The 22,133-nt window shown below is 44.6% G+C and carries 9 protein-coding genes; 7 read left to right on the plus strand and 2 right to left on the minus strand.

Features of this window, described 5'->3' with window-relative positions; all coding sequences use genetic code 11:
* Nucleotides 1-62: 62 nt before the first annotated feature.
* Nucleotides 63-1,490, minus strand: a complete 1,428-nt coding sequence (locus tag HYN43_RS03640) for a hypothetical protein (RefSeq protein WP_119408165.1) — start codon at nt 1,488-1,490, stop codon at nt 63-65.
* A 12-nt stretch (nt 1,491-1,502) separates the two neighbouring features.
* Nucleotides 1,503-4,328: a TonB-dependent receptor gene (locus HYN43_RS03645; protein WP_119408166.1), complete on the minus strand. Its 2,826-nt coding sequence runs from the start codon at nt 4,326-4,328 to the stop codon at nt 1,503-1,505.
* Between the two features lie 313 nt (nt 4,329-4,641).
* Here HYN43_RS03645 and HYN43_RS03650 point away from each other — a divergent pair, with 313 nt between their 5' ends.
* The 7 genes from HYN43_RS03650 to HYN43_RS03680 all read left to right on the plus strand — a co-directional run bounded on the left by HYN43_RS03650 (nt 4,642) and on the right by HYN43_RS03680 (nt 22,074).
* Nucleotides 4,642-8,853 (plus strand): hybrid sensor histidine kinase/response regulator transcription factor, encoded by a 4,212-nt coding sequence (locus tag HYN43_RS03650; RefSeq protein WP_205589859.1) that lies wholly within the window; start codon nt 4,642-4,644, stop codon nt 8,851-8,853.
* 836 nt (nt 8,854-9,689) lie between these two features.
* The gene (locus HYN43_RS03655; RefSeq protein WP_205589860.1) at nt 9,690-12,872 is read left to right on the plus strand and encodes a SusC/RagA family TonB-linked outer membrane protein; all 3,183 of its coding nucleotides are present in this window, start codon (nt 9,690-9,692) and stop codon (nt 12,870-12,872) included.
* Between the two features lie 13 nt (nt 12,873-12,885).
* A complete protein-coding gene (locus HYN43_RS03660) occupies nt 12,886-14,589 on the plus strand; it encodes a RagB/SusD family nutrient uptake outer membrane protein (protein ID WP_119408167.1) in 1,704 nt (567 codons plus the stop codon).
* Nucleotides 14,590-14,661: 72 nt separating this feature from the next.
* The gene (locus HYN43_RS03665; protein WP_119408168.1) at nt 14,662-16,164 is read left to right on the plus strand and encodes an RICIN domain-containing protein; all 1,503 of its coding nucleotides are present in this window, start codon (nt 14,662-14,664) and stop codon (nt 16,162-16,164) included.
* A 48-nt stretch (nt 16,165-16,212) separates the two neighbouring features.
* Complete coding sequence (locus HYN43_RS03670) at nt 16,213-17,745, plus strand: glycoside hydrolase (RefSeq protein WP_205589861.1); 1,533 nt, start codon at nt 16,213-16,215, stop codon at nt 17,743-17,745.
* Nucleotides 17,746-17,761: 16 nt separating this feature from the next.
* A complete protein-coding gene (locus HYN43_RS03675; protein WP_119408170.1) occupies nt 17,762-20,200 on the plus strand; it encodes a glycoside hydrolase family 2 TIM barrel-domain containing protein in 2,439 nt (812 codons plus the stop codon).
* A 47-nt stretch (nt 20,201-20,247) separates the two neighbouring features.
* The gene (locus HYN43_RS03680) at nt 20,248-22,074 is read left to right on the plus strand and encodes a glycoside hydrolase family 35 protein (protein ID WP_119408171.1); all 1,827 of its coding nucleotides are present in this window, start codon (nt 20,248-20,250) and stop codon (nt 22,072-22,074) included.
* Nucleotides 22,075-22,133: the final 59 nt, after the last annotated feature.

The following is a 22,133-nucleotide window of genomic DNA, read 5'->3' on the forward strand; positions in this document are numbered from 1 at the left end:
TAAAACGATATAAAAAAGGGCAATTGATCGCTCAATCGCCCTTTGGGTAAATGAATTGAATATTAGTGTTGGTTGCCGCCCCCGTTAAGTTGATAGCAACCCAGATCGGCACCGGGCAAAGTAGCTTCAGATAAGCCGTAGATCTTATCAAGCGGTACCGTAATAAGCGGGGCAATAGTGGTATTGCCTTTGCCTATCAATGGCGAACTTGCCTGTAAATGGAAGTTATAGTTACCTACTGCCGTGTATTGCGCCAGCGGATGCCCGGTTGTTGGCAGCGGGAAGTTGGTAAACATCGGGTTGTTTTTTTGCACAACATCGGTACCATCATAAATTGAGCCTAATGTATAACCGGCTGGCAGGTATTTGGCCGATGTATTGATGGCCGGGATATCGGTTGTTTGCGGCTGGGTGATATAGCCGGTTGGATAAAACTGGTTGGCAACGCTCAACGAATCGGCCCACTGATAGTTGTTGCCGTACGATAGATGCGCCACATCGGCCACCGGACTGCCAACCACCCTGAAACCAAACCTGCAGTTAATAGCCACGTTGTTATAATACATGCCCGCGGCACCTTCCTCAAAATTAATACAGCCACCACGGCCGCTTTGCACCTGCCTGTAACCGCCGCTCACGAAGGTGTTATTGTACATTACAATATTGGTTTGCGGCGCGCCCGTGGCCTGCCCTTTGTTTGATGCCTTTTGGCCGTTGGTAGCCGTGCCTATAAACAGGTTGTAGGCCATGGTACCGGTAGTGCCGCCTTTGGCATTCAAACAATCGCCGCCACTTACGCCATTTTTTTCGAAGGTATTGCGGAAGATGGCGATCTTGCCTGCCGAGATCCGGATCGGGTCATCCACGCCACCGTAAAGCCATGAATCCTCCATAATAAAGTTGCCTTTGTAGTTGGCAAACAAAATGCTGTACTGGTTGCCCGCACCCGAATTAGCTATTTTGGAAGTGGCATCGCCTTCCTGCAGTCCACCGTATTCTACGTGTGTCCAGCGTAAAACCATCAGGTTACAGGTAGGGCCGCCAACAATGCCTTTCCATTTACCGGCATAGGCAGGGTCGTTGGCGGGTGTTACACCTCCGGGCGCATCATTTTTGGTAATGCCGGGTACCGTGATCCAGTTAGGCGCATCTTTTGATCCGTTACTTACCAATGTACCCAGTACTATCAAACTGGTACCTGTACCCATGTTTAAGGTTACGCCGGGTTGCATCAATAAAGTGTCTAATGGATTGATCACCAAATCGCATCCATTTTCAACGGTGTAGGTTTTGCCGCTTAGCATAGTGCCTTTTACCGATACCACAGAGGTGCCGCTGCCACTGCACGATAGGGGGGCTTTATCGTTTACCGGGTTTGCCGCCGGTGTGGTATAGGTGTATATATCAGCGTGCTCGCCTTTCCATTTCTGGCAGCCTGAAGTGCCTATTGCTATGATTAAGCAAATTATAGGGATTATATATTTTTTCATGATCGTACTTAATTAAAATTTATACCTGAAACCGCCCAGGAAGAAGGTTTTATAAAAATCGCTCTGAACCAGGGTTTGCGAGGTGATATCCTGTTTGCCTAAAAACTCCTGTTGTTTAGGATCGATCTGCGCATGCGGGTATTTCAGATAGATCTTGGCGGCAGCATTGGTTATGTTATTGATCTTGCCGTAAAATGACAGCTTTTTGGTAATGGTTTTCTCGAACGAAAAATCGAGCTGGTTATAAGCGTGTTGATAAAAATCAAGGTTGTAATATGGCGATACCTGGAATAAACGCTCGCCGGTGTACACAAACGCGGCCTGCATATCTAAACCTAACTTGGCGCTTTTAAATAGTATCGATGCGTTGCCCACGTTATCGGCCTGGCCCTGCAGCGGACGCGTTTCATCAACCAAACTCTGACTGGCCGACTGGCCGGCACTTTGCTGGTACAACAGTTTTGAGGTGGTAATCCGTGAGTGCGTATAAGTATAGTTAACCGAAAAACCCAGCACACCAAAAAACTTGGTAGCCAATAATTCCACCCCATAATTGGTGGCGTTACCCGCATCATTCATCGGTTTAATTACCTGGGTGCTTGGGCCGCCATCGCGTACCACGAAAAACTCAATAGGGTTATAGATTTTTTTGTAAAATGTACCGATCAAAAACTGGTCGGCTCCGCCCGGAAACAGTTCATAACGCAAATCGTAGTTATCGGCAGTGATGTGTTTCAGGTGGGGGTTGCCTTCCTGGTCATAATACTCGCCGGTAATTTTGTAAGGTACGATCTCGCCAAAACCAGGGCGACTAATAGACGCGAAGTAAGATGCCCTGATGTTTTGGTTATCGGCTAATTCATACTTGAAGTGGATACTTGGCAATACATCGGTGTATTTGATGTTACCGCTACGCTCGGTCACCGTAATTGGCGATTGGGTAGCATAACTCATATCTGTATTCTCAACCCTAACACCACCTAAAACCTGCAGTTTATCTACCGGGTTAAATTTAAACTGGAAATATTCGGCATTATCATTTTCGGTGATATGGTAGTTGTTTTCAAGCTGATCATTGTTGCTGCCCAAACCACCTGCCGGCGTATTAATAGCAAAAGGAAGCGAGTTGAAATTATTATTATAATAAGTTAAGCCGCCTTTTAATTTATAGTCTATATAGTCGGCATCCCTTGTTTTGTGGCGATAGAGGCCGCCTACTGCAAATTCTACATCGCGGTTACCAATTTTAGGGGTGAAGATCAGGTTGGCGTAGCCGCTCAGGTCGCGGTCGCGGTTGTTTTCCCAATGGTGGATGAGCTCGGTATTATTATCGTATTCGGTAACAACAGATCCGGCGGTGTTTAATGTTTTATTGGCATCGTATGAAAATTCAGTACGATCTGGCACGTGCCTGTTGGCAACCGAGTAAACACCGTCCCAGTTAAATACAAACTTTTTACCTAGGATATGATCGCCGTGAAGGGTTGAGTTGTAAATAGATTGTTGGGTTAAAGTGCTCCTGTTTGAGATAGTGATCTGCTTGTTTAAAGCAGTAGTGTTCAGGCCCAGGCCCAAAGTATCGGCTGTAAAACGTGCTTCTGATTCATCCTGATGGATATACAGGTTGTATAACGATAGCTTGTTTTTATCGTTGATCACATAATCTATCTTATTATGGATCCCTACACGTTTGGTTTGTGTTGAGTAAGTACGATCATAAGCATCAGAAAACTGTGGCGAGTTTGGCAACGGAACCGGCGTTGGCTGCGCGTTGGGTGTTAACTGTTTTGAATCGGAACCGCGATATACGTTTTGATAACTGGCAGACACAATAACGCCTAATTTGTTGTTGGCAAACCTATCGCCAATGGTTAAACCCGCTGTTGAGCTGAACGGGTTGTTAAGGCTATGACCGCTGGTTATCGCTTTATTGTTAAAATCGGCAGGAGTAGCCGCGAAGCTGTTGCCATTAACTATAGCCGGCGATTGTTTGTTAGGCGAAGCATTAAACGCGTTAAACAAACGGCCATCCGAAAACAGGCCCGAAAAACCGCCCGATACGTTGGCGCTGAGGGTAAAATGGCTTGGCGCGCTTTTCATTACCAGGTTCATGGCACCGCCAATGGCATCGCCTTCCATGTTGGGGGTTAAGGCTTTGATCACTTCAAGGCGTTCAAGCATTTCTGATGGGAAAAGGTCCATCGGCACAAAACGGTATTGCTGATCGGGGCTTGGTATTTTAATGCCGTTTACCAGGGTTGAGTTATAGCGCTGGTCCATACCGCGGATAATGGCGTAACGGCCTTCGCCGCTTGCCGAGCGTTGTATGGTAACGCCGCTTACACGCTGTAAAGCATTGGCCACGGTAACATCGGGCAAAAGTTTAATGGTATTTGCCGATAGAATATTGAGCACCATAGGCGATGTTTTTTCTATCGTACGCACGGCACGGTCGGATTCTTTGCCGGTTGAGGCGGTGATCTTAACCTCGGTCATTTGCTGGCTGGCATCCTGCAGGCTTACATTGATGGTTTTGGTTTCGTCTGCCGATGTAATGGAGCCTTCATACACTTGCGATGTGCTGTAGCCAACATAATTTACCTGTAGTTGGTAAGCGCCATTTTTTACATTTTTAAAGCTGTACGAGCCGTTTAAGGATACGGCTACAAATCTGCTTGCACCGGCTTGGGTTAAGTGCACGGTAGCACCAACCAGGGGTTCGCCGGTTTTAAAATCGCTTACTTTACCCCTGATGGTTTGGGCGATTGAGTTAACAGAGAACAACAGACTTAATGCCAGGAAGAGCAAAAGCCTGTAACGGAAGTAATAGTGTTTCATGAGCAACGGGTGATTTTTCCGCAAAGAAACCCGCCGAAATTTGGAGGAAATTTGAATAATTAGCTCTGAGATTATTCCATAATAAAAGCTTAATATTGAGTTAATGTACTTTGAAGGTTTTTACGATTAGCCAAAATATTTTTCTCTTTAAGTGTTTTTTTTACAATTAATTTCTATATTGCTTCTCAATTATAAACCATCAAAACAGGCGCTTAGATCATCTAAAACACTATCCGCCCAATTTTTTACTGATTTACGGTTGTAAACTGAGTTTGATAAGCCTTTAGGCTTTTTTGATATTAAAGAAAATTGAATGCTGATACTTTTACCTCGTAAACAATATGCTTGTTTTTTGACCCGGCTTTCGGTGTTAATGCTTTTGCAGCTTTGCTTTGCGGGTTTGCATGCGCAATCGCCTATAAAAAACAAAGCTTTAAAGTATTCATTAAAAGACGGGCTTTCATTTGGCATCGTGAACAGCATTACGCAGGATGCCAATGGCTTTATGTGGTTTGCCACCAGCGACGGCCTTAACCGTTTTGACGGAACTACTTTCAAAGTATTTAAATCAAAGCAGCGCGATTCCTCCGGGTTAACCAGTAACTATGTTGAAAAGGTATTTACCGGTAAAGATGGCTTTATTTGGATAGGATCGCGAGATGGCTTGAGCAGGTTGGATACCCGTACCGAAAATTTTACCCATTATAAAGTTAACGTTGGTCGTACCCAAAAAGAGGATGTAAACAATATCGTTTCTGCCCGTGGAAATAACTTTTGGGTATCTACTTATGGTATCGGCTTTTCATACTACGATGCCAAAACTGCAAAATTCACCAATTACAAACAAAAAATACTCCCTGCATTAACCGACGATAGGATCATTTCTCTTCTTGAAGATTCGCAAGGTTTACTGTGGATTGGTACGCAGGAGGGGGGGCTTAACGTATTTACACAATCCAATGGCGTTATCGGCAAAAAACTCGATATTAATTTACCGCCATCCGGCCGTATCAATGATGTTTTTGAAGATCATTTTCATAACGTTTGGATAGCTACCGGTAACGGGCTGGCCTGGTATAACCGACAATCGGCTAAATTCTACAGTTTACCCAACGAAAAGAGCGGCATTAAAAGCAAACGGTACATCGCCCTTAATGAGGGTACAGATAAAAAACTGTTGGTTGGCTTGCAGGATGGCGGCTTATATAAACTTGATCTGGGTACGTCCGCTAACTACAATGTTAACAGTTTTGTATTGGAACCCGTTACCGGCGATGACGGTTTCAACCTCACCCCGCGCTCGGTGCAAACGCTTTATATCGACAGAGATAAAAATACCTGGTTGGGTACTTATGGTGATGGTATTTATATGGTGAGCAACAAAACCGAAAAGTTTACTCGCATACAACGTAAGCATACCGATAAAGAAGGTGAAAACCTGGTGCGTTTTTATGGCATGACCATCGATAAAGACGGCACCCTATGGTTTGGAACAGATGGTGATGGCCTGCTCAAAAACCGGCCAGACGGAACCCTGATCAAACAATACAGAGCCGATGGCAAAGCCGGAAGCTTAACCGATAATGCCATTTTAAGCGGATTTACCGATAGTAATAACAATGTATGGCTTGGCACTTACGCTAAAGGTTTGTTTTTATACAATCGCTCCTCTGATTCTTTTACCAATTTTAGTCATACTGCCGGCATAGCTAATAGTTTAGGTGGCAACGATGTACGGGTTATTTATCAGGATGCACATAAACGCTTGTGGATAGGTACTAACGGAGGCGGTTTGAGCTTATACGATGCCGCAACGCGGTCGTTCAAAAATTATAACCCGGCCAACAGCAATATCAGCTCGTACGATGTAAGGGCTATTGCCGAGGACGAAAAAGGCAATCTTTGGATAGGCGCTTACGGTGGCGGGCTGGATTATTTTGATATCGGCGCAAAACGCTTCACCAAATTTTTAAAAACAGCGGATGAGAAAAAATATCTGCCCGGCGCGGTGATATTTTCATTGTATCATGATGTAGCGCAACGCCTTTGGATAGGTACTGAAGGCGACGGTTTGCTGGTATACGATCTGAAAAATCAATCCCTGAAAGTATTTAACGAAAAAAATGGACTGGCCAATAATACTGTTTATGCTGTAAAAGATGCGAGAAATGGTACAGTGTGGGTAAGTACTAACAAAGGTTTATCCAGCATTAATACTTCTACCGATAAAATAGAAAACTATGATCAATCTGACGGTTTACAGGGCGGCCAGTTTAACGTTGGTTCGGTGGCATTTGATGCAGCTCATCGCATCATATACTTTGGTGGCACCGAGGGTTTGAACGCCTTTGATCCGGCACAGGTAAACAAAAGTTATTACAGGCCCGGCGTGGTGATAACCGGCTTGCAGATCTTCGGCAAGCAGGTAGAGGCCGGGGACCGGGATAAAAGCGGCACAATTTTACCCGTTGCCGTAAACGAGGCCAGGAAAGTGGTTTTACAGCCCGATCAATCGGTATTTTCCATTCAATATACCGCGCTTAACTATGCCTACCCTCAAAAAGGTGATTTTGCCTATAAGATGGAAGGTTTGGATAAATCATGGAACTATGTAGGCAACCAACGTTCGGCCACATACCGTTACCTCGATCCGGGAACTTATACATTCAGGGTAAAGGCATCTAACCAGGATGGGGTTTGGTTTAATAATTATGCCACCTTGCAGGTAACTATTCTGCCGCCATGGTACAAAACCTGGTGGGCTTACATTTGCTACATAGCGGCAGCCGGTTTCCTTTTCAATTATTACCGGTTATACAAAATTAACCAGGCCAAGCTTAAATTAGAGGTTCAGGTAGCGCAACTTTCTGCCGAGAAAGATAGGGAACTAAACGAACGCAAGCTTTCCTTCTTTACTAACATCTCGCACGAGTTCCGTACCCCTTTAACCCTAATCATCAACCCGGTAAAAGATATGCTGTTTGGCAAAGGCGTCCAGCCCGATGATAATGGCAACCTGCACATTGTTTACCGTAACGCACGCCGGTTATTGAGTTTGGTTGATCAGTTATTACTTTTCCGCAAGGCCGAGAGTGATACCGATAAACTTAAAATAGTGAAGTTGAACGTCGTTTCGCTTTGTCACGAGGTTTTTTTGTGCTTCAATCACCAGGCTCGTACCCGCAATATCCAGTTTGATTTTATTGCCGAAAAAGAAAATATCGACGTATATGCCGATAAGGAGAAAATGGAGATAGCGCTGTTCAATCTCATTTCCAATGCTCTGAAATTTACCCCCGAGGGAGGTGTGGTGAACTGTACAATAACTGATAGTGAAGATGGTGTTACTATCGCGATAAAAGATAGCGGTTGCGGCATTGCCGAAGGTACCGGCGATAAGTTGTTTGATAAGTTTCATCAGTTGCAAAATCCAACTTCAAATACCGGGGGCTTCGGCATCGGATTGTATTTGGTAAAAGTGTTTATTGAAAATCATAAAGGCGATATTACCTATACCAGTAAAACGGGCGAAGGCACAACTTTTTTTGTATCATTATTAAAAGGGAAAGACCATTTTGGTCAGCAATTTATTTTTGAGGATGTTGCCGAAACTTCGGTGTTTTTAGATGAGTTAATGGAGAATAAAGGAGAGCCCGTGCCTGCTGAAACCGATTTTATAGCACCCGCTAAAAATCAGGAGGCCTTAAGTTCAACCACCAAAACCATGCTGTTGGTTGATGATAACGAGCAGATCAGAACTTACCTAAAACAGATTTTTTCTGCAGAGTTTGAAATATTTGAGGCTGATAACGGTACCTCGGGCCTTGAAATGGCCTGCAACCTAATGCCCGATATTGTGATAAGCGATGTAATGATGAATGGTGTAAGCGGCATTGAGTTATGCAGCCGGATAAAAGAAGACCCGGTAATGAACCATGTACCGGTAATATTGCTCACAGCCAGCTCATCGCCCGAAATTAAACTGAAAGGTATTGAAGGCGGTGCCGACGATTATATCAGTAAACCTTTTGACAGGGATATCCTGATAGCCCGTGTTAACGGCATCCTGAAAAGCCGCAACAACCTGCAAAAGTATTTTTACAACGAGATCACCCTCAATAAATCTAATGATCTGAAGATCTCGCAGGAGTACAAAGAATTCCTCGAAAAATGTTTACAGATAGTGGAGCAACACCTTACCGATCCCGATTTTAGCATTAAAACTTTGGCTGCCGAGATAGGCATGAGCCATTCTAACTTATACAAACGTATCAAATCTATTTCAGGCCAATCAGCCAATAGTTTTATCCGTTTTATCCGCCTGCGTAAGGCTGCCGAGATTTTGCTAACCACGGATAGCACGGTTTATGAAGCTGCGTATAAAGTAGGATTGAATGATTTGAAATATTTCAGGGAGCAGTTTAATAAGCTGTTCGGCATTAATCCCTCGGATTATGTTAAGAAATACCGTAAGCCATTTCATAACAACTACAATGTTAACCGGGATGTGATTAAGGAGAATTAATTATTCGTTTTTATAGAACTTACAATTTGTAAAAGTCCTCATTCCAACAGTCAAAATCCGGGACATCTGAAGAAAATATTACATCACCCCATTGTCATGCTGAGGAAGTAAAATCCGGCGACACTGAAGGATTATATAAAATCAGGCGGGTCTGCCTGTAACCCTGAGCTTGTCGAAGGGTCGCGCGCAGAGGCCCTCCCCACCATGCTTCGACGGGGCTCAGCATGATATCCATTTTTAAATATGTCATGGGTAGGAACTAAGCATCTTCTTCGCCCTGTATAGCCCTCTTATGCAAGTTGTAGAAGATGCTTCGTTCCTCAGCATGACAACTTGTTCCGCTGTCCGAAGTTTTCAACTTCGGACAAATATGCCTATAGTCTGCGACTACAGGATTGAATAGGAAATAAGCCATAATACACGGAGTTACAAACTCCAGGCACACTAATTCGAAGTCGGAGATTCCGAACAGCGGCTGTCATCACTGTTACAAAAAATACCTTTCCCCCGCTTGCGCGGCACACAATATCGGGATTGGTAAAATTTTACCAATATTATTTACCCCCTCTCCAAAAAGCCTCAAAAAAGCATCAAATCGGCACTTTTTTATCAAATCCCCCCTCTCTTAATCAGAATTTACCCCTCACTTATCAGGGTGTTTTTCGTGCAATTTAGCCCTCACCAATAATCATGGTGTAAACCAAGCTAAAGTAAAAGTACATCAATTTAAAGCAGGTATGCCACTAAGCGGGGATCAACGCTGCTGCTTACCTGTAAACTGAAATGCCTTAACCGCGGCGAAGTTTACTTCATTTTAAAACCAATTTAAAAACCGTATGAAACCAAATTTACTCGAAAAGGATTCTCCTCACCGGAAAAGAACACCCCGCTTTTTCGCCCTTGCAACAAGTATGGCTATGGCTTGCTTTGTTGCCGCTCAATTGCCTGCCGTGGCTGCCGCGGGTAGTGTTAACGAACAACGCCTGCCCGATGCCCGTATAAGCGGCCAGGTAACAGACGAAAAAGGCCAAACCTTACCCGGCGTGAGTGTTGCCTTAAAAGGCACTTCAACCGGTGTTGTTACCGATATTAACGGTAAGTTTAGCCTTAACGTGCCTAATGCTTCATCTGGCACATTGGTATTTAGCTACATCGGCTATAATACGCAGGAAATTATACTCAACGGGCAAACAACGCTCAACATACAACTACAGGGCGATTCAAAATCGTTGAACGAAGTTGTGGTTGTAGGTTATGGTACCCAGAAAAAAGCAACCTTAACAGGCTCTATTTCACAGGTAAAGGGTTCGGAATTAGTTAAAAGCCCGCAGCCCAATCTTTCAAACGGTATTGCTGGTCGTGTTTCTGGCGTGATCGTTAATAACCGTAGCGGCGAGCCTGGATATGACGGCTCGGGCATTACCGTGCGTGGTTTGGCAACCAGCACCAATAACGATGTATTAGTTGTAGTTGATGGCGTTCCGGCCCAGATAGGCGGTTTGGAAAGGCTTGATCCTAATGATATTGAAAGTTTTTCAGTATTAAAAGACGCTTCGGCGGCTATTTACGGTAACCGTGCAGCTAACGGCGTTATACTTATCACTACTAAACGTGGTAAAACCGGTAAGCCAACGATTAATTATAGCTACAACCAGGGATTTAGCTCACCAACCCGTTTGCCAAAAATGGCTGATGCAGCCACTTACGCGCAAATCATGAATGAGATTAGTTACGACTCGAATCCGGCGGGTGGTTTAAATCAATCATATACTGCCGAGCAGATCCAGAAATTTCGTGATGGTTCTGATCCGTTAAATTATCCTAACACCGATTGGGAAAAGCAAACACTTAAAAGTTATGCCTTGCAAAACCAGCATAGCCTTTCTATTGCCGGTGGTAATGATGATGTTAAATATTTTGTATCGTTAGGTACCCTTTATCAGGACGGTATTTACAAAAATGGTGCTACCAAATATCACCAATACAATTTTCGCTCAAATATTGATGCCAACGTAACCAAGCGTTTAAAAGTTGGTTTGTCTCTTTCCGGCCGTGAAGAAGACAGGCAATTTCCTGTATCCGGTGCCGGTGATATTTTCAGATCTGTTTATCGTGCTAAACCTATTGTAGCCGCTTATTATCCAAACGGTTTGCCAACTACAGGTATCGAAAATAATAACCCGGCTGTTCAGGTAACCGATATTGGTGGAACATCCAATAACCCAAAACAGGTTTTTAACGGTATATTAAAAGGAAGTTACGCTATTCCGGGTATTGAAGGGTTATCAGTTGATGGTTTTTTCTCTGTTGATAAATCATACAATTTCAATAAAAACTTCAGTAAGCCTTATGTTTTATACAGCTATGCAGCGAGTTCAAATACTTATAATAACGTTACCGTAGGTGGCAATAACAACGCGGCTACATTATTTGAATCGCAAAGAAGCGATGTGTTACTTACCTCAAACATCAAACTAAACTACGCGCATAAATTTGGCTTGCACGATGTTAGCGCGTTTGTAGGTTATGAGCAAAGTAAAAACCACATCGAGTATTTCGATGCCACTCGCTTTAACTATTTGTCATCACAATTGCCCGATCTGTCGCAAGGCGGTGGCGCAGCTACAGATTATCTAAACTCGGGCTGGAGCTCAAATTACAATCGCGCCAGCTACATTGGCCGTTTAACTTATGCCTATGATGAAAAGTATTTGTTTGAAGGCCAGATGCGTGCGGATGGTACCTCAATATTTCCAGGCGCAAAACGGTGGGGATATTTTCCTTCGGCTTCAATAGGATGGAGAATTACAAAAGAAGACTGGTTTAAAAACAGCGTAGGTTTTTTTGATGACTTGAAACTGCGGGCTTCTTATGGTTCGTTGGGTAGCGATAACATTTCGCCTTTCCAATATTTTAATAACTATACCCTTGTTAATAATGGCTTTGTTGCAAGTAACCCCGGTAGCGGATCAAATGTTATCCAGCCAAACGTAACCTTGACAAAACTTGCAAATCCTAACATAACGTGGGAAACTGCAAAGAAACTTGATATCGGTATTAATGCTACTTTCCTGCATAATTTTACCGTTGAGGCGATTTACTTCCAACAAAGAAGGCGTAATGTACTTGCTGCCAGGAACGCTTCTATTCCGGCAACATCGGGCATAGTTAACCCTTACGGATCAGATCCATTAGTACCGCTTGAAAACATAGGAAAATTTAACAGCGATGGCTTTGAGGCTACTTTAGGTTATAACCACACCGGTCATGAATTTACCTGGGGCTTAAGCGGTAATATTACCTATGCAAAAAGCAAAATTGTATTTATTGACGAGGCTCCCGGCGCCATAAGCTATCAGCGTGCAACTGGAGGACCATTAAATAATTACCTGCTTTACGACGCGATAGGCATATTCCGCACCCAGGCCCAGCTTGATGCAACGCCGCACGTAACAGGCGCTAAAGTTGGCGATTTGATATACCGTGATGTTAATAATGACCAGCAAATAAATGCCGACGATCAAACCCGTACAAAATATGGCAATATCCCGCAAATTACTTATGGTTTTACTTTAAACGCGGCATACAAAAACTTCGATCTTACAGTATTGCTTTCAGGCCAGGCGCAGGTTAGCCAGTATGTATTGCCGGAGGCTGGTAGTGTGGGTAACTTTTACAGCAGCTGGGCTGATAACCGTTTCAGCTCAACAAACACTAACGGCACTTATCCACGGGTAACAGACCGTTCATCAAATGCTATAAGCGGCGGCTTGTATAACAGTACTTTTTGGTTAAATGATGCGTCGTTTGTGAGGGTCAAGAACGTACAACTGGGCTACAATTTCAACGCTCCTTTCCTGTCAAAACTTAAAATCGGTGGCTTAAGGGTGTATGCAAGTGCATTCAACCTGTTAACCTTTACAAAAGTGAAAGATTATGACCCAGAAGGTACCAGTGGCAGCGGCCAGTTTTATCCGCAACAGCGAATTATAAACTTAGGTGCTAACGTGAAATTTTAATTAACAGATAATAATGAAATTACAATATAAAACCCCGCTACTATTTTTAATGATGGGCGGTATGCTGAGCATCACAGCATGTAAAAAGAACTTACTGGATGTAACACCTACCGATAGGATCGCATCATCGGCCATTGCTTCGGATACCGCGGTGTTTGAAGCTTACGTAACCAACCGTTATATCGGTGCCAAATTACAGGATAAAGAAGGCGACGGCTCAAATCCCGGTTTTGGTCGTGGTTTTGAATACAGCATGTGGAGCTCACTAACCGATGAGTCGATCTATAATAATGATGATGCAACCTGGTTGATTCAAAGAGGCCAGCTTGCGCCTGAAAATTTAGGTGGTGCTGGTGTGCTTTGGGGGCGTAGCTATCGTAGCATACGGGAATGTAACTCGGCACTTGCCTTGTTGCCTACCATTAATATGAGTGCTGCTCACAAAACCCGTATTGAAGGTGAGCTTAAGTTTATCAGGGCTTTCCGTTACCAGGACCTGATCCGTAACTATGGCAAGGTTGTTTTGATAGGCGATAAGGTGACCAACCTTAATGATAATTTGCAGGATCCTGCATTGTTTAAACGCGCTTCTATCAAAGAAGGTATCGATTACGCAGTGGCTCAGCTGGATGATGCAGCTTCGAAACTGCCTTTAAATAATGATGGTACCTGGCTTTTAGGTCGTGCTACTAAAGGGGCGGCTTTGGCTTTGAAATCAAGGCTAACGCTTTATGCGGCAAGTCCGTTATATGCTGCCGGTAGCTGGACTGATGCGGTAGCTGCCGCGCAAGCCGTTATCAGCCTCAATAAATATGGTATTTATGCAGGCGGTTACGGTAACCTGTTTTTGGTTAATGAAACCAACGAAACCATTTTTGAACGTTTATACACCAAAAATGCCAATCACACCCACCTTGAAATTGCCAACGGCCCTAACGGCTACGGCGGTTGGGCTGGTAACTCACCACTGCAAAATTTGGTTGACGATTATGAAATGGATAACGGTAAAGCCATTACTGATCCGACTTCTGGTTATGACCCGACACATCCTTACGACCATCGCGACCCAAGGTTTGCCGCAACCGTTTTATATAACGGTGCCCCATACCGTGAAAGATCAATCGAATCTTTCATTCCGGGTGGTAAGGACAGTAAAGATGGCGATAGTAACTGGAACACTACAAAAACAGGTTACTATCTTAAAAAATTCATGAATGATGCCTATCCGCTGCAAAACCCATGGGGTAACGCTGGCTTCCAGCCATGGATCTACTTCCGTTATGCCGAGGTATTGCTAAACTTTGCCGAAGCTGCTAACGAAGCTTACGGTCCCGATGTGATCCCTGCTGGTTCAAGTTTATCTGCGCGTACGGCAATAAACCAGATCCGTTCCCGTCCGGGTGTAAATATGCCTGCTTTGGCAGCCGGCATGTCAAAAACGGATATGACTAACGCAATACGCAATGAACGCCGCGTGGAACTTGCTTTCGAAGAACACCGCTTTTATGACGTACGCCGCTGGAAAATTGCCGACGTTACCGAAAACAAACCGGCTGCTGGTGTAATTATTACTAAAAATGCCAACGGTACATTTACTTATACACCAAAAGTGGCTTTGGATGGCCGCTCATTCAAACCTCAACATTACTGGTTGCCTATACCAAGGTCTGAAATTCAGGCTTCGGGTAACCTGTTAGAACAAAATCCTGGCTATTAACAATCGCTGATATTGGGGGAGGAAGTTCTTTCTTCCCCCTTTTTTAATCCAATTATTAACCTATAGCAAATTATGAAGAACCTGAGTTTTTTATTAGTAGCGATATGTTGTTTAATGGCCGGATGTAAGAAAGATAATGTTGTAACAAATCAACCAGCAACAACAGATGAAACAAAACCCGGAAACGATATCGTTACCACCGATTCGACACCGGCAAGCGCCCTGAAAGGCGTGAACTGGGCGGCAGATGGAGATAATTTTAGCGATGGTATATTGGTGCTGAGCGGATTGGCTTCAACAGATAGTTATGCCACCGTATCAAGCAAGGCCGATGCTGTTTTAACCGGCATCCAAACCAATACAGGTGCCAATACGCTGAGGATACCGGTAAACTATTCAACTGTATCACAAACCTGGTGGAATTCATACACCGGCGTTATAGACAAGGCGCTTAGCAAGGGGATGAACGTTATATTAGGCTATTGGGAAGCCAATTCATCCAAAGATGGAAAAATCGACAATACCACCGAGTTTTGGTCGATGTGGCAAACCATCGTAACCAAATATGGCGGCAATGCCCATGTGTACTTTGAAATTTTTAACGAGCCGCATGGCTACACTTTAAGCGAGTGGACCACCATTTGCGCCCAATGGCTAAGCAATTATCCATCGGTACCGCAAGGCCGCATCCTCATCAGCGGAACGTCATACTCGCAGGATATTACCGGGGTAGGTGCTGATAGCCGTTTTTCAGGCTGTTTGCTGTCGATACATGACTATACCTTTTTCAGTAACGGTACTTTAACAACCGCCCTGCAATGGGAAAACCGTTTTAAAGGCAACATTGGCGCTTACAGCAGCCGGGCAGTGCTAACCGAGTTCGGTATCCCGATGACGGGTGGTAAAAACTATACCGGGGCCATCAATGCCGATCAGGAAATTGCCTACCTGCAAGGTTTAACCAACCAGGTACGGGCATATACTATGGGCGCGGTTTACTGGCCGGGCATACGCACCGGCGATAGCTACGCCATACAGCAATTAAATGGCACAGGTACAAGTTATACCGTATCAACAACCAATGCATCGGGCTTAAGCCGAATTAAATATGCCTGGGGTGTAGGCGCGGGTGGTACCGATGCTTTTTATACCGGTGCATATTATCGCTTTTTAAACATGAATAGCGGTCAGGCTCTTGACGTTAACGGAGCTTCAACAGCAAACGGAGCAGGCATTATTCAATGGCCGCAAAACGGTGGTAATAACCAGCAATGGATCATAACCAATAACGGTGGGGGTTATTACAAAATAACCAACCGCAACAGCAGCCAGGCGCTCGATGTAAATATGAGCTCGACCGCTAACGGCGCCGGAATAATACAATACCCATGGAACGGTGGTAACAACCAGCAATGGCAGCTTACCAGTACCGGCACCGGTATTTACAAAGTCATTAACCGCAATAGCGGCAAGGCTTTGGATGTAAACGGTGCTTCAACCGCAAATGGAGCAAACATTATACAATATGTCTACGGTGGTGGTAATAATCAGCAATGGCAAATTGTGCAACAGTAATAATACATTACAACCTGCTGCATTGCAGGTTGTAATGTTGATTTTAGAATGATGACATTTAACTCTACTATAAAAAAAATCCTTCCTTTTGCTGCTGCTTTGGGACTTCAAATCCCTTTAGCTATTGGGCAGGTGAAGGAGGTTACCATCAAAATTGATCTTTCAAAAACTTATCAAACCATTGATAATTTTGCTGCTTCAGATGCATGGTCGTGCCAGTTTGTGGGCAACTGGCCCGATGCCAAACGCAACCAGATTGCCGATTGGCTTTTTAGCCGGGAAACTTATGCCGATGGCTCACCAAAAGGGATCGGCCTGTCTATGTGGCGATTCAATATTGGCGCGGGCAGCACCCAGCAGGGAGACGCGAGTGGTATAAAAGACGAGTGGCGTCGTGCTGAATCGTTTTTAAATGAGGATGGTAGCTATAACTGGCAAAACCAGGCTGCTCAGGTGTGGTTTTTAAAGGCGGCGAAGCAACGTGGCGTGAATCAGTTTTTAGGATTTAATAACAGTCCGCCGGTGCAGTTTACGGTAAACGGTAAAAGTTATGCAAATGGCGGCAAAGTGAACATCGCGCCTGGTAAATATGATGCGTATGCTAAGTTTTTGGCCGATGTTGTGAAAGGCGTTGAAAAAACAAGCGGGGTTAAGTTCAACTACATCAGCCCGATAAACGAACCGCAATGGGATTGGAGCGATGGCGGGCAGGAAGGTGCACCTTATAATAATACCGAGATAGCAGGAGTAGCCCGCGCCATTGATAAAGAATTTACAGCGAATAAGATCAACTCAAAAATATTAATTGGCGAAGCAGGCAGCATTAACTATTTGTTTACCAAAGGTGATAAACCCGGAAAAGGCAGCCAGATCAGCGATTTTTTTAAACCCGGTTCTGCAAATTACATTGGCGATCTGCCATCGGTAGCCAAAACCATCGCTACGCATAGCTATTTCAGTACCTCGCCAATGGCTTCATCGGTAAAAGCCCGTACTGCTTTGGCTGATACGGTTGCTACCGTTAAAGGCCTCAACTTGTGGCAATCAGAATATTGCATTTTAGGCGATAATGCAGGTGAGATAAATGGAAGCAGGCGTGACCTCGGTATTGATGCGGCTTTATACCTCGCATCGGTTATCCATACCGATCTCGCGGTGGCCAATGCCTCTGCCTGGCAATGGTGGACGGCTATTTCGGCTTATGATTATAAAGACGGATTAGTTTATGTAGATAGAGATAAAACCGACGGCAATTTTTACTCCAGCAAAATGCTTTGGGCTATGGGCAACTACAGCCGCTTCATTAAGCCCGGAGCAATAAGGGTTAACGCTGAAGCCTCATCAACAGATAAGTCTTTGTTGGTATCGGCTTATAAAAATGCTAAAAACGTTGTTTTGGTGGTGGTAAACACTTCGGCAAATGACGTTAGCGCGGATATTAATGGAGGAAATAATAAACTAAAACTGGTATCATCCTATCTCACATCGCAAAATGCCGAACTGAAAGCAGGCAAGGCATCGGTACCAAAACAAATTATCCCGGCCCGCTCGGTAATCACTTTTACCGGAACTATCAATTAAAACACACTATCGCCAAATGAAAAATAAAAATTACCTGTTTCTGCTTTTTGCTTTCCTCGCGCTGGTTCCAGGTCTGGTAAAAGCCCAGGATATGAGTGGTAAAACCGTATTTAACGCGGCATGGGGTTTTCACAAGGGAGACATCAATAACAACATCGGCGGCCTCGCAACCGAAACAAACTGGAAAACGGTCGATTTACCACACGACTGGAGTATTGAAGGGCCTTTTAGCGATGAATGGGCAAGCGCCACAGGTTACCTGCCCGGAGGCATAGGCTGGTATAAGAAAAGTTTTGCAGGCAATACCGCCTGGAAAGGCAAACAGGTATACATTTATTTTGATGGTGTTTATAAAAACAGCGAAGTATGGCTTAACGGGCATTTATTGGGTAAACGTCCAAACGGTTTTATCGCTTTTGAATATGAGCTAACGCCGTACCTGAATTTAACCGGTAAAAACACCATCGCGGTAAAAGTTGACCATAGCGAATTTGCCGATTCGAGATGGTACACCGGTTCGGGTATTTATCGTAACGTTTACCTGATCGTTAAAGATCCGGTGCATATCGGGCCCTGGGATTTGGCTTTCACAACTCCTGAAGTATCGGCAGAGAAAGCCTCGGCCAAAGTTAAAGTTGATATAACTAACAGCACAAAAACAGCGGCCATCGTATCTGTAAATATAAGCCTGGTTGATAATAAAGGTAAAGTCGCCTCTTCTCTGCAAAAACAAGTAAAAGTAAAAGTAAAGCCGGGCAAACAGCAGGTTGATTTTGAGCAACAAATCATCTCGCCGCAATTGTGGGATACTAAAAATGCCAACCTGTATCAATTAAAAGTGGTGCTTAACCGCAATGGGAAAAAGGTTGATGAGATAACTCAGTTGGTAGGTATCCGCAGTATTCGTTTTGATAAGGATAAAGGCTTCTTTTTAAATGAAAAGAGCACCAAGCTGAAAGGCGTTTGTATCCATGATGATGCAGGCGCTTTGGGTGTTGCTGTTCCGGAAGAAGTTTGGGTGCGCAGGCTGAAAATATTAAAAGATGCGGGTGTAAACTCGCTCAGGTTAAGCCATAACCCGCATGCCGATTATTTGTATGATCTGTGCGATAAAATGGGTTTCCTGGTAATGGATGAAGCTTTTGACGAGTGGGAGATAGGCAAAAACAAATGGGTAGCCGGATGGAATGTTGGCACCCCATCAAAAAATGGTTACCACGAATATTTTAAAGAATGGGCTGATAGGGACGTGCATGATATGGTTTTACGTTCGCGCAATCATCCATCAATCATTATGTGGAGCATTGGCAACGAGATTGATTATCCTAACGACCCTTACTCCCACGAGGTGCTGAATACGGGCCGAAACCCGCAGATCTACGGCAAAGGATATCTGCCCGATCATCCGGCGGCAAGCGGTTTAACCCCGATAGCCAAACGATTGGTAAAAGCTGTAAAAGATATTGATACCACCCGCCCGGTAACCGCCGCGCTGGCCGGTGTAGTAATGTCGAACGAGGTGGGATACCCCGAGGTATTGGACGTGGTAGGTTATAACTACCAGGAGTACCGCTATCCGGAAGATCATAAAAAATATCCTAACCGAATTATTTATGGCAGTGAGAACGGCATGCAACAGCAAGCCTGGAATGCGGTTGATAGCAACGAATACATCTCAGCCCAATATCTGTGGACCGGTATCGATTACCTGGGTGAGGCCGGAAAATGGCCGCAACGCAGCAATGGCGCAGGTTTGATAGATCTGGCAGGCTTTAAAAAGCCCGAATACTTTTTCAGGCAGAGTTTATGGGCCGATAAGCCGATGGTGTACATAGGTGCACGGGCTATCACCAGCACCGAAGACCGCGGCATCTGGAGCCACCGCACCGCCGAACCCACTTGGAACTGGCAACCCGGCAGTAAAATAAAGGTGGATTGCTTTACCAATTGCCAGGAAGCCGAACTGTTTTTAAACGGTAAATCATTAGGCAAACAAAAACTAAGCGAAGCCCGTAGCCGCACCCCGTCATGGCAGGTTGACTATGAACCGGGCGAGTTGGTTGTTAAAGGTTATAACAACGGTACCGAAGTTAGCAGCAATAGTATCAAAACAACGAGTGAGGCTTATCAGCTTAAAACCATAGCCGATAACACAACTTTTGGCCACAAAACAAAAGGTTTGAGCCAGGTAGAGGTTTATATTACCGATAAAGACGGCAACCCTGTATTTGCGGCCGATGATGAGATTACTGTATCTGTAACAGGCCCGGCAAAATTATTGGGTTTGGAAAGTGGCAGCACCAGCAGTCATGAAAGTTACCAGGCGAACCAGCGTAAGGCCTTGCATGGGCGCTTGCTGGCTTATGTTCAAACTAACGGTACTCCCGGCAAGGTACAGGTACAATTTAGTGCCGGTAAGCTTAAATCATCAACTGTAACATTAACTGCAAAATAGGCACAGGCACAGCAAGATAAAAATTTACACCCCTGCATTTTTAATATATGAAGTTTATAAAACTGTTATCCCTTTTCTTTTTTCTATTGGTAACCGGTAGGCTCGCGGCCCAGGATGCGAAACATACCTTCGCGCTAAGTGATACTGCTTTTTTGCTGGATGGTAAACCTTTCCAGATCATTTCGGGCGAGATGCATTATACCCGCGTGCCCCGCGAGGCCTGGCGCCAGCGTATGAAAATGGCTAAGGCTATGGGTTTAAATACCATAGGTACTTACGTTTTCTGGAACGTGCACGAACCGCAAAAAGGCCACTACGATTTTAGTGGCAACCATGATATTGCCGAGTTTGTGAAAATAGCCAAAGAGGAAGGGCTCTGGGTAATTCTTCGCCCAAGCCCTTATGTGTGTGCCGAGTGGGAATTTGGAGGCTACCCATACTGGCTCGAGAAAGAAGAGGGGCTGCAGGTACGCAGTAAAGAGCCTAAATACCTCGACGCCTATCATAAATACATAATGGAGGTGGGCAAACAACTGGCTCCACTACAAATAAACCACGGCGGCAACGTTTTAATGGTACAGATAGAGAACGAATACGGATCGTACGGTGCTGATAAAGATTATCTCGCCCTGAACCGTAAAATGTTTATCGAAGCCGGTTTTGACGGCCAGCTTTATACCTGCGATCCTGAGGCTGCTATTAAAGATGGTCACTTGCCGGGTTTGTTGCCTGCTATAAACGGGGTTGATAACGTAGCCAAAGTGAAAAAACTCATCGATGAAAATCATGGCGGCAAAGGCCCTTATTTTATTGCCGAATGGTATCCGGCCTGGTTTGATTGGTGGGGAACAGCCCACCACACCGTTCCGGCCGAAAAATATGTTGGTCCGCTTGATTCAGTGCTTACTGCCGGGATCTCGATCAATATGTACATGTTTCACGGTGGTACAACCCGCGGTTTCATGAACGGTGCAAACTTTAATGATCAAAACCCTTACGAGCCGCAGATCAGTAGCTATGACTATGATGCGCCGTTGGATGAAGCCGGTAACCCTACCGATAAGTATATGAAATTCAGGGAAGTGATCAAAAAACACCTGCCCGCTGGTGTAACCCTGCCCGAAGTTCCGGCCGCTAAACCATCCGAAGCTATCCCGACTATCCGTTTTACACAAACATTCGGTTTGTTTGATCATCTGCCAAAAGCGGTTTTGCATGCAGCGCCCCAAACTTTCGAGGATTTGAACCAGGCTTATGGTTTTGCTTTATACCGCACTACGGTTACCGGTGGCAAAACGGCCACGCTTAAAATAGATGGCCTGCGCGATTATGGCATTATTTACCTGAACGGTAAACGTGCGGGCATCCTCGACAGGCGTTTGAAACAGGATAGCCTGCAAATTACGCTGCCTAAAGGCAAAGTTAAACTGGAGATTTTGGTGGAGAACCTTGGCCGCATCAACTTTGGCCCATATCTGCTTAAAAACAAAAAAGGTATTACCGGCAAAGTTACTTTGAATGGTACCGAAGTAAAAAACTGGTATAGCTACGGTTTACCGTTAAATACTTTAAACCTTGCCGGGAAAGGCCTGCAAATAACCGGGGGCAAACCGGTAATTAAAAAAGCGGTGTTTGACCTGAAGAAGCCGGTTGATACCTATCTTGATTTGAGTAAATGGGGCAAGGGTACGGTTTGGTTAAATGGACATAACCTTGGTCGTTACTGGAATGTTGGTCCGCAGCAAACGGTTTATGCACCGGTGGAGTGGCTGAAGGCCGGTAATAATGAGATTGAGGTTTTGGAGTTGATTAAAACCGATCAGAATGTTTTGCCTTCGCTTGCGAAGCCTGTTTTGAGTGAGTTGAAAAAATAGGTTCAATTCATGAATTTATGCAGGAGCAAGCATTCACGCTTGCTCCTTTTTTGTTTTAA

Origin of the sequence: Mucilaginibacter celer, from assembly GCF_003576455.2 — a bacterium.
Lineage (GTDB): Bacteria > Bacteroidota > Bacteroidia > Sphingobacteriales > Sphingobacteriaceae > Mucilaginibacter > Mucilaginibacter celer.